Annotated in this window: 13 protein-coding genes; 9 read left to right on the top strand and 4 right to left on the bottom strand. The window is 69.8% G+C overall.

Annotated features, from left to right (window positions below):
- The first annotated feature begins 22 nt into the window (after positions 1-22).
- From DFP85_RS08945 to DFP85_RS08930, 4 genes are all read left to right on the top strand, one after another.
- Positions 23-790 carry a gamma-glutamyl-gamma-aminobutyrate hydrolase family protein gene (locus DFP85_RS08945; RefSeq protein WP_133635940.1) on the top strand — a complete coding sequence of 256 codons (768 nt, stop codon included), beginning with the start codon at positions 23-25 and terminating at the stop codon, positions 788-790.
- 27 nt (positions 791-817) lie between these two features.
- Positions 818-2,227: an aspartate aminotransferase family protein gene (locus tag DFP85_RS08940; protein ID WP_133635939.1), complete on the top strand. Its 1,410-nt coding sequence runs from the start codon at positions 818-820 to the stop codon at positions 2,225-2,227.
- The gene (locus DFP85_RS08935) at positions 2,224-3,726 is read left to right on the top strand and encodes an aldehyde dehydrogenase (RefSeq protein WP_133635938.1); all 1,503 of its coding nucleotides are present in this window, start codon (positions 2,224-2,226) and stop codon (positions 3,724-3,726) included. The genes DFP85_RS08940 and DFP85_RS08935 overlap by 4 nt, the downstream gene beginning before the upstream one ends.
- Before the next feature lie 151 nt (positions 3,727-3,877).
- Positions 3,878-4,048, top strand: a complete 171-nt coding sequence (locus tag DFP85_RS08930; RefSeq protein WP_133635937.1) for a DUF6435 family protein — start codon at positions 3,878-3,880, stop codon at positions 4,046-4,048.
- Between the two features lie 8 nt (positions 4,049-4,056).
- Here the strand turns inward: DFP85_RS08930 and DFP85_RS08925 are convergent, their stop codons facing one another.
- From DFP85_RS08925 to gatC, 4 genes are read right to left on the bottom strand one after another with little or no spacing between them, the layout of a single operon-like run.
- On the bottom strand, positions 4,057-4,608 hold the full coding sequence (locus tag DFP85_RS08925; protein ID WP_133635936.1) for a cupin domain-containing protein: 552 nt from the start codon (positions 4,606-4,608) through the stop codon (positions 4,057-4,059).
- A 26-nt stretch (positions 4,609-4,634) separates the two neighbouring features.
- The gene (gene gatB, locus DFP85_RS08920) at positions 4,635-6,101 is read right to left on the bottom strand and encodes an Asp-tRNA(Asn)/Glu-tRNA(Gln) amidotransferase subunit GatB (protein WP_133635935.1); all 1,467 of its coding nucleotides are present in this window, start codon (positions 6,099-6,101) and stop codon (positions 4,635-4,637) included.
- Positions 6,101-7,576, bottom strand: a complete 1,476-nt coding sequence (gene gatA, locus DFP85_RS08915) for an Asp-tRNA(Asn)/Glu-tRNA(Gln) amidotransferase subunit GatA (protein ID WP_133635934.1) — start codon at positions 7,574-7,576, stop codon at positions 6,101-6,103. The genes gatB and gatA overlap by 1 nt, the downstream gene beginning before the upstream one ends.
- Before the next feature lie 51 nt (positions 7,577-7,627).
- Positions 7,628-7,915, bottom strand: a complete 288-nt coding sequence (gene gatC, locus DFP85_RS08910; protein WP_133635933.1) for an Asp-tRNA(Asn)/Glu-tRNA(Gln) amidotransferase subunit GatC — start codon at positions 7,913-7,915, stop codon at positions 7,628-7,630.
- 181 nt (positions 7,916-8,096) lie between these two features.
- Between gatC and DFP85_RS08905 the strand changes: the two genes are divergently transcribed.
- The 5 genes from DFP85_RS08905 to rng are packed head-to-tail and all read left to right on the top strand — an operon-like array spanning position 8,097 to position 12,684.
- Positions 8,097-9,134: a rod shape-determining protein gene (locus DFP85_RS08905; RefSeq protein WP_089846023.1), complete on the top strand. Its 1,038-nt coding sequence runs from the start codon at positions 8,097-8,099 to the stop codon at positions 9,132-9,134.
- A gap of 58 nt (positions 9,135-9,192) precedes the next feature.
- On the top strand, positions 9,193-10,065 hold the full coding sequence (gene mreC / locus DFP85_RS08900; RefSeq protein WP_133635932.1) for a rod shape-determining protein MreC: 873 nt from the start codon (positions 9,193-9,195) through the stop codon (positions 10,063-10,065).
- Positions 10,065-10,553 (top strand): rod shape-determining protein MreD, encoded by a 489-nt coding sequence (gene mreD / locus DFP85_RS08895; RefSeq protein ID WP_133635931.1) that lies wholly within the window; start codon positions 10,065-10,067, stop codon positions 10,551-10,553. The genes mreC and mreD overlap by 1 nt, the downstream gene beginning before the upstream one ends.
- A 28-nt stretch (positions 10,554-10,581) precedes the next feature.
- The gene (locus DFP85_RS08890) at positions 10,582-11,187 is read left to right on the top strand and encodes a Maf family protein (protein ID WP_133635930.1); all 606 of its coding nucleotides are present in this window, start codon (positions 10,582-10,584) and stop codon (positions 11,185-11,187) included.
- 33 nt (positions 11,188-11,220) lie between these two features.
- Complete coding sequence (gene rng, locus DFP85_RS08885; RefSeq protein WP_133635929.1) at positions 11,221-12,684, top strand: ribonuclease G; 1,464 nt, start codon at positions 11,221-11,223, stop codon at positions 12,682-12,684.
- Positions 12,685-12,688 lie beyond the last annotated feature (4 nt).

The raw sequence follows: 12,688 nt of genomic DNA, 5'->3' as shown, positions 1-12,688 counted from the left end.
CTTCCTTTCCAAGGAGACCGCCATGCGCACCCGACCCCTGGTAGGCGTGATCGCCTGCCGGCGCGAGGTGGAAGGCCACCCCGCGCACATGGTCACCGACAAGTACCTCTCCGCCCTGCGCGACTATGGCCTGGCGCCGGTGATCCTGCCGGTGTGGGAGGACGCGGTGGAGAGCGAGCTGCTGGCGTCGCTCGACGGCCTGCTGCTCACCGGCAGCTACACCAACGTCGAGCCGCAGCGTTACGGTGCCGAACGGGCCCCGGAGAACACCCGGGACGACACCCATCGCGATGCCGCGGCGCTGGGCTGGATTCCCGCCGCCCTGGACCTGGGGCTGCCGCTGCTGGGCATCTGCCGCGGTTTCCAGGAGCTCAACGTGGCCTTCGGCGGCACCCTGCACCAGGCGGTGCAGACGGTGCCGGGCCTGATGGACCACCGCGAGCCGGAGGGTGACCGCGAGGCCAAGTATGCACCGAGCCACGATATCACCCTGGTGCCCGGCGGACGGCTCGCCGCCCTCCATCCCGAGCCGGCGTCCCGGGTCAACTCCCTGCACCAGCAGGGCATCGCCGAGCTGGGCCCGGGGCTCGTCGCCGAGGCCCTGGCCCCGGATGGGCTCGTCGAGGCGATCTCGGTCTCGGGTGCCCCTGGCTTCGCCCTGGCGGTGCAGTGGCACCCCGAATGGAAGCCCCGCGAGCACCCCCTCTACGACGCGCTGTTCCGGGCCTTCGCCGCGGCCTGCCAGTCCCATCGCGGTGCCCGCACCCCGTCACCCGCCGTCGACGCCTGAGGCCGTCGCCCGACCCGGAGGAGCATCATGTCGCATTCGCTTCAGGCACTGGACCGTGCCCACCACCTGCACCCCTTCACCGACTTCAAGGCGCTGGGCGAGGAGGGCAGCCGCATCATCGAGCGCGGCGAGGGGGTCTACATCTTCGACGCCGAGGGCAACCGGATCCTCGACGGCATGGCGGGCCTGTGGTGCGTCAACCTCGGTTACGGGCGCGAGGAGCTGGTCACGGCCGCCGCCGAGCAGATGCGCCGGCTGCCTTACTACAACAACTTCTTCAAGACCACGCACCCGCCGGCGGTGAAGCTCGCCGAGAAGCTCTGCGCGCTGGCGCCGGCGCACCTCAACCACGTCTTCTTCACCGGCTCCGGCTCCGAGGCCAACGACACCGTGCTGCGCATGGTGCGCCGCTACTGGGCGCTCAAGGGCAGGCCCGAGAAGCAGTGGGTGATCGGCCGCGAGAACGGCTACCACGGCTCCACCGTGGCCGGCATGAGCCTGGGCGGCATGGCGCCGATGCATGACCAGGGTGGCCCCTGCGTGCCGGGCATCACCCATGTACGCCAGCCCTATTGGTTTGGAGAAGGGCGGTTCGGCGAAGGCCGTCCCGAGGGCCAGGATCCCGAGGCCTTCGGCCGTGCGTGCGCGGCCGCCATCGAGGAGAGGATCCTCGAGCTCGGTGAGGACAAGGTGGCGGCCTTCATCGCCGAGCCGGTGCAGGGCGCCGGCGGTGCCATCATGCCGACGGCGAGCTATTGGCCGGCGGTCAAGGAGGTGCTCTCGCGCTACGACATCCTGCTGGTGGTGGACGAGGTGATCTGCGGCTTCGGCCGCCTCGGCGAGTGGTTCGGCAGCGTCCACTATGATCTCGCCCCCGACCTGATGCCCATCGCCAAGGGGCTCTCCTCCGGCTACCTGCCGATCGGCGGCGTGCTGGTCGGCGACCGGGTCGCCGACACCCTGGTCGAGGAGGGCGGCGAGTTCTTCCACGGCTTCACCTACTCCGGCCACCCGGTATGCGCCGCGGTGGCGCTGAAGAACCTGGAGCTCATGGAGGCCGAGGGGGTGGTCGAGCGGGTCCGCGACGAGCTGGGGCCCTACCTGGCGCGCCGCTGGGCCACGCTTGCCGACCATCCCCTCGTCGGCGAGGCCCGTTCGCTGGGGCTGATGGGGGCCCTGGAGCTCATCGACCCCGCCAGCGGCGAGCGCTTCGACAAGGCCATCGCCGCCGGCAACCTGTGCCGCGACATCAGCTTCCGTCGTGGCCTGGTGATGCGCTCGGTGGGTGATACGATGATCATCGCCCCGCCCCTGGTGATCACCCGCGAGCAGATCGATGACCTGGTGACCCTGGCCCGCGAGGCGCTGGACGAGACCGCCCGGTGCCTGGCGGCGAGGGTCGCCGACGAACCGCACCCCGAGGAGAGACCCGCATGAGCCGTTCTGTACCCCCCAAGACCCTGGCCGACTGGCAGGCCCTGGCCGCCGGCCTGACCCTCGAGTCGCGTGCCTTCATCGACGACGCCTTCGTCGAGGCCGCCAGCGGCGAGACCTTCGACACCCTCAACCCGGCCACCGGCGAGCGCCTGGCCCGGGTCGCCAGCTGCGATGCCGCCGACGCCGAGATCGCCGTGGGCCATGCCCGGGCGGCCTTCGACGGCGGCGCCTGGTCGCGCCTGGCGCCGGGGCGGCGCAAGAAGGTGCTGCTGCGCCTGGCCGACCTGATGGAGGCCAACAAGCACGAGCTGGCGCTGCTCGATACCCTGGACATGGGCAAGCCGGTGGGCAGCTCGCTGGGTGACATGGCCGGGGCCATCGGCTGCATCCGCTACCAGGCGGAGTGCATCGACAAGCTCTACGGCGAGGTGGCCCCCACCGGCGAGGAGACCCTGGCGCTGGTGCTTCGCGAGCCGCTGGGCGTGGTGGCCTCCATCGTGCCCTGGAACTTCCCGCTGATGATGACCGCCTGGAAGATCGCCCCGGCACTGGCCGCCGGCAACAGCGTCATCCTCAAGCCCTCGGAGAAGTCGCCGCTCTCGGCGCTGCGCCTGGCCCAGCTGGCCCGTGAGGCGGGGCTGCCCCGCGGCGTCTTCCAGGTGCTGCCGGGCTTCGGCCACACCGTGGGCAAGGCGCTGGCGCTCTCCATGCAGGTCGACTGCCTGGCCTTCACCGGCTCCACCGGCGTGGGCAAGCAGCTGATGCAGTATGCCGGCCAGTCCAACCTCAAGCGCCTCTACCTGGAGTGCGGCGGCAAGAGCCCCAACCTCGTCTTCGCCGACTGCAAGGATCTCGATCGCGTGGCCCGCCATGCCGCCGAGGCGATCTTCCACAACCAGGGGGAGGTGTGCATCGCCGGCTCCCGGCTGCTGGTGGAGAACGCGATCCGCGAGGCCTTCGTCGACAAGGTGCTGGCCGCCGCCGAGACGATGCAGCCCGGCGACCCGCTGGATCCCGACAGCTTCATGGGGGCGATCGTCGACGAGGCCCAGCATCGGCGGATCCTCGACTACATCCACCGCGGGGTGGAGGAGGGGGCCAGTCTGCGCTGCGGTGGCGAGGCCTTGGAGGGCAAGGGGCTGTTCATCCCGCCCACGGTGTTCGATGGCGTGACCCCGGCGATGGCCATCGGCCGCGAGGAGGTCTTCGGCCCGGTGCTGTCGGTGTTCGGCTTCGACACCGAGGAGGAGGCCGTCGCCATGGCCAACGACAGCGACTTCGGCCTGGCCGCGGGCCTGTGGAGCCAGGACATCGACCGCATCATGCGCGTGACGCGTCGGCTGGCCTCCGGCCAGGTGTTCGTCAACAACTGGGCCGGCGGCGACCAGACCATGCCCTTCGGCGGGGTCAAGCAGTCCGGCAACGGCCGCGACAAGTCCCACCACTCCCTGGAGGAGTACTCCGACCTCAAGAGCGTCTGGATGTCGCTCACCACCTGACCCGCGCTCATCGGCATGAAAGCGGCGATGCCGGCACCCCGGGGTGCCGGCCTCTTTTTTGTACTGGAAGTAATTATAGTACAGTTCTTGTATAGCATTATGCCCGCCGGGCGAGTAGCCTGTAGGGACATTCCCGGCAGGAGACAGTGCCATGTTCGGACTCTTCAAGAGCGACCCGTCGAAGAAGCTGCAGAAGGCCTACGAGCAGAAGCTCGAGCAGGCCATGCTGGCCGCGCGCAACGGTGACATGCGCGCCAACGCCTCCCTGACCGAGGAGGCGGAGGCACTGCGCGAGGAGATCGAGAAGCTCAAGTCGTCCTGAGGGACGGGTCAGAAGGTCCGCGCCGGGGTCGCGCAGCTGACCAGCCGGCAGGGCTCGCGGCCGGGGTTGCGGAAGCGGTGGGGCACGTTGGTCTCGAAGTAGTAGGCCTCGCCGGCGCCCAGCACCCGGGAGTCGGCGCCAATGGTGATCTCGATCTCGCCCTCCAGCACCACCCCGGCCTCCTCGCCCTGGTGGGCGATCATCTCGCGGCCGGTGTCGGCCCCGGGCGGATAGGTCTCGATCATGAAGGCCAGGGCCCGATCGCGGCGATCGGCGCCCACCAGCTTGTAGATGACGTCGCCCGAGCCCACGTCGGCCAGCTCCTCGGTCGAGTAGAACACCCGCCGGCCGTTCTCCAGGTCCATGGTGAAGAAGTCCCCGACGCTCATGGGAATGGCGTCGAGGATCTTCTTCAGCGAGCTGACCGAGGGGCTCACCTTGCCCTGCTCGATCAGTGACAGGCTGGAGTGGGTGACCCCGCAGCGCTTGGCCAGCTCGCGCTGGGAGATGCCCTTCAGGGTGCGCAGGGCGCGCAGTCGCGCGCCGACATCATCCGACATCCGGTTCTCCTTCCCTCAGCGCGGGCTCAGCACAGCGCGTCGAGCTTCTCTTTCAGCAGGGCATTCACCTGCTGGGGGTTGGCGGTGCCCCGCGAGGCCTTCATCACCTGGCCGACGAAGTAGCCGATCATCTTGCCGCGCTTTTCCGGCTCGGCGTCCCGGTACTGGGCCACCTGGGCGGGGCTGTCCGCGATCACCTGGTCGATCATCGCCTCGATGGCGCCGGTGTCGGTGACCTGCTTGAGCCCCTTGGCCTCGATCACCTCGTCGGCACTATTGGCGTCACCCCCGCCCTCGCCGTTCCACAGCGCCTGGAAGACCTGCTTGGCGGCCTTGCCGTTGATGGTGTCGTCCATCACCCGGGCGATGAGCCCGCCGAGCTGGGTCGCCGAGACCGGGCTGTCCTGGATCGGCAGGCCCTCGCGGTTCAGGGCCCCGGAGAGCTCGCCCTGGACCCAGTTGGCGGCCAGCTTGGCATCGCAGCAGGCTTCCTTGACCGCCTCGAAGTACTCGGCCATCTCGCGGCTCGCCGAGAGCACCCCGGCGTCGTAGGCGGAGAGCCCGAGCTCGTCCTGGAAGCGGGCGCGCTTGTCGGCGGGCAGCTCCGGCAGGGTGTCGCGCAGGTGGTCGACGTAGGCCCGGTCGAGCACCACCGGCAGCAGGTCGGGGCAGGGGAAGTAGCGGTAGTCGTTGGCCTGCTCCTTGGTGCGCATGCTGCGGGTCTCGTCCCGCTCCGGGTCGAACAGGCGAGTCTCCTGGACCACCTCGCCGCCATCCTCGAGCAGCTCGATCTGGCGCTCCACCTCGAAGGCGATGGCGCGCTCGACGAAGCGGAAGGAGTTGACGTTCTTGATCTCGGCGCGGGTGCCGAAGTTCGCCTGCCCCCTGGGGCGCACCGAGACGTTGACGTCGCAGCGCATCGAGCCCTCGGCCATGTTGCCGTCGGAGATGCCGAGATACGTCACGATGGAGTGGATCGCCTTGAGATAGGCGGCGGCCTCCTTCGCCGAGCGCATGTCCGGCTCGGAGACGATCTCCAGCAGCGGGGTGCCGGCGCGGTTGAGGTCGATCCCGGTCATGCCGTGGAAGTCCTCGTGCAGCGACTTGCCGGCATCCTCCTCGAGGTGGGCGTGATGCACGCGGATGCGCTTGGTCGCGCCATCCTCCAGGGTGATCTCCACCTCGCCGGGGCCGACGATGGGGTGATACATCTGGCTGGTCTGGTAGCCCTTGGGCAGGTCCGGGTAGAAGTAGTTCTTGCGGTCGAACACCGAGACCTCGGGGATCTCGGCGTGGATCCCCAGCCCGAACTGCACGGCCATGGCCACCGCGGCCTCGTTGAGCACCGGCAGCACGCCGGGCAGCCCCAGGTCCACGGCGCACGCCTGGCTGTTGGGCTCGGCGCCGAAGGCGGTGGAGGCGCCGGAGAAGATCTTCGAGCGGGTGGCGAGCTGGACGTGGACCTCCAGCCCGATCACGGTTTCCCATTGCATCACAGGGTCTCCTCGGCAAGCGCGGGACGACGCAGGTGCCAGTCGGTGGCCTGCTGGAACTGGTGGGCGACGTTGAGCAGCCGCGCCTCGGCGAAGTGGGTGCCGAGGATCTGCAGGCCCACGGGGCGGCCTTCCGCGGGGCGGCCGCCCACGAAGCCGGCCGGCACGCTGATGCCGGGGATGCCCGCCAGGTTGATGGCGATGGTGTAGATGTCCTGCAGGTACATCGAGACCGGGTCCTTCTTCGCCCCCAGGTCGAAGGCCGGGGTCGGCGAGGCCGGCCCCATCAGCACGTCGACCTCGTCGAAGGCGTCGAGGAAGTCCTGGCGGATCAGCCGGCGGACCTGCTGGGCCTTCTTGTAGTAGGCATCGAAGAAGCCCTCGGAGAGGGTGTGGGTGCCCATCAGGATGCGCCGCTTGACCTCCTCGCCGAAGCCCTCGGCCCGCGAGCGCTTGTAGAGGTCGGTCAGGTCGGCGGGGGCCTCGCAGCGGTGGCCGAAGCGCACCCCGTCGTAGCGCGACAGGTTGGAGGAGGCCTCCGCCGGGGCGATGACGTAGTAGGCCGGGATGGCGTAGTGGGTGTGCGGCAGGCTGACCTCGCGCACCGTGGCGCCCAGCGACTCGTAGACGCGGATCGCCTCGCGCACGGCGCCCTCTACCGCGGGGTCGAGGCCCTCGCCGAAGTATTCCCGGGGCAGGCCGATCTTCAGCCCGGCCAGGGGGGCGTCGAGCTCCTCGGTGTAGTCGGGCACGCCGCGGGCCACGCTGGTGGAGTCGCGCAGGTCATGGCCGGCGATGGCGGTGAGCAGGCGGGCGCAGTCCTCGGCGGTGCGCGCCATGGGACCGGCCTGGTCGAGGCTCGAGGCGTAGGCGATGATGCCGTAGCGCGAGACCCGCCCGTAGGTGGGCTTGAGGCCCGTGATGCCGCAGAAGGCGGCCGGCTGGCGGATCGAGCCGCCGGTGTCGGTGCCCATGGCGGCGGGCACCAGGCCCGCGGCCACGGCGGCGGCACTGCCGCCGGAGCTGCCGCCCGGCACGGCGTCCCGGTCCCAGGGGTTCTTCACCGGCCCGAAGAAGCTGTTCTCGTTGGAGGAGCCCATGGCGAACTCGTCCATGTTGGTCTTGCCCAGGCTCACGGTACCGGCGGCCTTGAGCTTCTCGACCACGGTGGCGTCATAGGGGGCGATGAAGTTGTCGAGCATCCTCGAGCCGGCACTGGTCTTGACGCCCTCGGTGCAGAAGATGTCCTTGAGCGCCAGTGGCACGCCGGTCAGCGGGCCGGCGTTGCCGGCGGCGCGGGCGGCATCGGCCCGGTCGGCGGCGGCCAGGGCCTGCTCGGCGGTCACGGAAATGAAGCTGTTGAGGTCGCCGTCGAGGCGCTCGATGCGCGCGAGCAGCGCCTGGGTGAGCTCGCGGCTGGAGAACTCGCCGGTGGCGAGGCCGGCGGCGAGTTCCGTCAGAGTCTTGTCATGCATGGGCCCTGGGCTCCGTGATGGCTTGCCGGAAACGGATGGGAGTGGCTCGGGTCATTCGACGACCCGCGGGACCAGGTAGAGGCCCTGTTCCACCGCCGGGGCGCAGCGCTGGAAGCGGTCGCGCTGGTCGGTCTCGGTGACCTCGTCGGCGCGCAGCCGCTGGGTGGTCTCCAGGGGGTGGGCCAGCGGGGCAACCCCCTCGGTGTCCAGGGTCTGGAGCTGGTCGACCATCGCCAGGATGCGGCCCAGGTCGTCCAGGTAGTGGGCGGCCTCGTCGTCGTCCAGGCCGAGCCGGGCCAGGTGGGCGGCCCTGAGAACGTCTGCGTGTTCAAGCGCCATGATCGGATGTCCTCGACAGGCAGTGGGGTCTGGGAAATGACCGCAGAAGGTACCACATCCGCCGCCTCGCTGGCAGGTCCGGGAATGCCGCGCGCCGCGGGACTTTGCTTGCTGCCGGTAGGCCGCGGTGATACCGTTTGCGTCCGCACAGGGTTCCCGGACTGCACTAGGTAACGACTCCATGTTCAAACGCTTGAGGGGGCTGTTTTCCAGCGATCTGTCGATCGATCTGGGGACGGCCAATACGCTGATCTATGTCCGCGGTCGCGGCATCGTGCTCGATGAGCCATCGGTCGTGGCGATTCGCCAGTCCGGCAACATGCGCAGCGTGGCCGCGGTGGGGGCCGATGCCAAGCGCATGCTGGGTCGCACCCCCGGCAACATCACCGCCATCCGCCCGATGAAGGACGGCGTGATCGCCGACTTCACCGTCACCGAGCAGATGCTGCAGTACTTCATCCGCAAGGTGCACCAGAGCACCTTCCTGACGCCGAGCCCCCGCGTGCTGGTCTGCGTGCCCTGCATGTCGACCCAGGTCGAGCGCCGCGCCATCAAGGAGTCCGCCGAGGGCGCAGGGGCCCGCGAGGTGTTCCTGATCGAGGAGCCCATGGCGGCCGCCATCGGTGCCGGCCTGCCGGTGGAGGAGGCCCAGGGCTCGATGGTCGTCGACATCGGCGGTGGCACCAGCGAGATCGCCATCATCTCGCTCAACGGCGTGGTCTACTCGGAGTCGATCCGCGTCGGCGGCGACCGCTTCGACGAGGCGATCATCGCCTACGTGCGCCGCCACTACGGCAGCCTGATCGGCGAGGCCACCGCCGAGCGCATCAAGGAGGAGATCGGCTGCGCCTATCCGGGCGGCGAGCTGCGCGAGATCGACGTGCGCGGCCGCAACCTGGCCGAGGGCATCCCGCGCAGCTTCACCCTCAACTCCCACGAGATCCTCGACGCCCTCCAGGAGACCCTCGGCTCCATCGTCGCCGCGGTGAAGAGCGCCCTCGAGCAGTCGCCACCCGAGCTCGCCTCGGACATCGCGGAACGCGGCCTGGTGCTGACCGGCGGCGGGGCGCTGCTGCGCGACCTCGACAAGCTGATCGCCGAGGAGACCGGCCTGCCGGTGATCGTCGCCGAGGACCCGCTGACCTGCGTGGCCCGGGGTGGCGGCAAGGCCCTGGAGATGATCGACCAGCACACCTTCGAGCTGCTTTCCAGCGACTGACTCGGGGGGACGCCCTATCAAGCCGCTGTTCTCGCATGGACCGCTGCCGGGCTATCGCATGCTGCTGTGCGTGATCCTGGCGTCGGCGCTGATGTTCGCCGATACGCGCTTCACCCGCATGGAGCCCGTGCGGGCGCAGCTCTCCACCCTGGTGGCCCCCATCCAGTGGCTGGTCAGCCTGCCCAGTGACGTCCTCAACTGGGCCTCGCTGGCGCTCTCCGACCAGCGAGCCCTGGTGGACGAGAATCGCCGCCTGCGCGAGCAGATCCTGACGCTGTCGCACCGCGTGCAGCGCATGGCGAGCCTGACCGCCGAGAACGTGCGGCTGCGGGAGCTGCTCGCGGCCACCCGTCAGCGCGACATGCCCTACATCACCGCCGAGCTGCTCTCGCTGGACCCCGACCCCTTCACCCACCAGATGGTCATCGACCGCGGTCGCCGGGACGGGGTCTACGTCGGCCAGCCGGTGCTGGATGCCTCGGGGCTGGTCGGCCAGATCACCGCCACCTCGGCCTATTCCAGCCGGGTGCTGCTGCTGGCGGATGCGAGCCACGCCCTGCCGGTGCAGGTCAACCGCAACGGGCTGCGCTTCATCCTCCAGGGGTCGGGCAGCTACGACGCCCTCAATGTCACGCATGTGCCTGACACCGCCGACATCCGCGCGGGCGACCTGCTGACCACCTCGGGCCTGGGCGGTCGCTTCCCGCCGGGCTACCCGGTGGCCAGGGTCGCCGACGTGGTCCATGACCCGGGCCAGCCCTTCGCGCGGGTCACCGCCGCGCCCGTGGCACAGCTTCAGCGTTCGCGCCACTTCCTGCTCCTCTTTCCGCCCGCGCCGCCCGCCGCGCCCCCGGAGGGCGAGCTGGCCGCCCCGGCCCTCGAGGCGGCCCGTCGCATCGGCACGACGGCGACCGACGAGGAGACGCCCTGATGGCCACATCCCCGCCCGCCAACCTGCTGTGGATCTGGGTGACCCTGCTGTTGTCCCTGTGCCTGCAGGTGATGCCGCTGGCCGATGGCTGGCAGGTATGGCGCCCCGACTGGCTGGGCCTGATGCTGATCTACTGGTGCATGCGCGAGCCGCTGCGGGTCGGCGTCTTCCACGGCTTCGTGCTGGGCCTGCTGATGGATCTCATCGAGGGCGCGCCGCTGGGGCAGAATGCCCTGTTGCTGTCGCTGCTGGCCTTCCTCTGCGCCCTGGTCTATGCACGCTTCCGGGCCTATTCGCTGGTCCAGCAGGCGGTGCTGATCTTCGTGCTGCTGGGCATGGTCCAGCTGGCCGAGCAGTGGCTCAGGGCCCTGTTCGGGCCCGTCTCGATGCACCTCTCCTTCCTGCTCTCCGCGCTGATCGGGGCGGTGCTCTGGCCCTGGCTGACCACCCTGTTCGAGGCGCTGGGACGTCGCCTCGCCCGCGACTGATCCTCTTGCCACCCGATCTGGAGCCGCCATGCCCCCCGACCCCGTGCTCTGCCTGGCCTCGGCCTCGCCGCGCCGCCGCGACCTGCTCGCCACGATCGGCGTGGCGGTGGAGGTGCGTCCCGTGGACATCGACGAGACGCCGGGCGCCGGCGAGGCGGCGCACGACTATGTGCTCCGCCTGGCCCGGGAGAAGGCCCTGGCCGGCGCCCGCCACTCGGCGCTCCCCGTCCTGGGGTCGGATACCGCCGTGGTGTGCGACGGTGCGATCCTCGGCAAGCCCGAGGGGCGCGAGCAGGCCGCGACCATGCTGCGGGGGCTTTCCGGCCGTGCCCACGAGGTGCTCACCGGGGTGGCGGTCACCGGCCCCGCCGGGCTGCTGACGGCCTGCGTGACCACCCGCGTCTCCCTGCGCCCGATCAGCGACGCCGAGCTCGCCGCCTACTGGGCCACCGGGGAGCCGGCGGACAAGGCCGGCGGCTATGCCATCCAGGGCCTGGCGGCGGTGTTCGTCGAGCACATCGAGGGCAGCCACTCGGCGGTGGTGGGGCTGCCGCTCTTCGAGACCGCCGAGCTGCTGGCCCGGCAGGGCGTGACGCTCTGGAACGGGGCGCTCCCGAGCGGGCCTATGTCATAATGGCCGCAGACTTTTCTGGACAAGGATTTCCGCATGAGCGGTGAAGTACTCATCAACCTGACGCCGATGGAAACCCGCGTCGCCGTGGTGGAGAACGGCGTGCTGCAGGAGGCCTTCATCGAGCGGGCCCGGCGCCGCGGCATCGTCGGCAACATCTACAAGGGCAAGGTGGTGCGCGTGCTGCCGGGCATGCAGGCCGCCTTCGTCGACATCGGCCTGGACCGGGCCGCCTTCATTCACGCCCACGAGGTGATGCCCCCCGGCACCCCGGCCGACGAGCAGGTCTCCATTGCCCAGCTGCTCCACGAGGGCCAGGCCCTGGTGGTGCAGGTGACCAAGGACCCCATCGGCTCCAAGGGGGCGCGGCTGACCACCCACCTCTCGGTGCCCTCGCGCTACCTGGTCTACATGCCCGATTCGCCCCACCACGGGGTCTCCCAGCGCATCGAGGACGAGATGGAGCGCGAGCGCCTGCGCGGGCTGGTGGAGGCGGCCGGGAGCGAGCAGCAGCTGGAGGTGACCGGCGGCTTCATCGTGCGCACCGCCGCCGAGGGCGTCGGCGTCGAGGAGCTCGCCGCCGACATGCACTTCCTGCTGCGCCTGTGGCGGCGGGTGAGCGAGCGCAAGGTGACCGCGCCGGCCCCCAGCGTGGTCTACGACGACCTGCCGCTGTTCATGCGCACCCTGCGCGACGTCATGCGCGACGACATCGAGAAGGTGCGCATCGACTCCCGGGAGAACTACGTCAAGCTGATCGAGTTCGCCCAGGAGTTCATGCCGACGGCGGTGGAGCGCATCGAGCACTATGCCGGAGAGCGGCCGATCTTCGACCTGTTCAGCGTCGAGGACGAGATCCAGAAGGCGCTGGGGCGCAAGGTGCAGCTCAAGTCGGGCGGGTATCTCGTCATCGATCCCACCGAGGCGATGACCACCATCGACGTCAACACCGGCGGCTACGTGGGCCATCGCAACCTCGAGGAGACGATCTTCAAGACCAACCTCGAGGCCGCCACCGCCATCGCCCGCCAGCTGCGGCTGCGCAATCTCGGCGGCATCATCATCATCGACTTCATCGACATGGACGACCCGGAGCACCAGCGCCAGGTACTGCGCATGCTCGAGAAGTCGCTGGAGCGCGACCACGCCAAGACCAAGTGCACCGGCGTCACCGAGCTGGGCCTGGTGCAGCTGACCCGCAAGCGTACCCGGGAGAGCCTGGAGCAGACGCTGTGCGAGCCCTGTCCGACCTGCGCGGGGCGCGGCACCCTCAAGACCCCGGAGTCGGTCTGCTACGAGATCTTCCGCGAGATCCTGCGCGAGGACCGGGCCTACAGCGCCGAGACCTATGCCGTGCTGGCCTCCCAGGCGGTGGTGGATCGCCTGCTCGACGAGGAGTCCGCCGCGGTGGCCGACCTGGAGGAGTTCATCGGCAAGCCGATCCGCTTCCAGGTGGAGACCCACTACTCCCAGGAGCAGTACGACATCGTGCTGATGTGAGCCC

Source organism: Halomonas ventosae, from assembly GCF_004363555.1.
GTDB lineage: Bacteria > Pseudomonadota > Gammaproteobacteria > Pseudomonadales > Halomonadaceae > Halomonas > Halomonas ventosae.
Note: the sequence above shows the minus strand (reverse complement) of the source record. Positions and strands in the feature narration are given on the sequence as shown.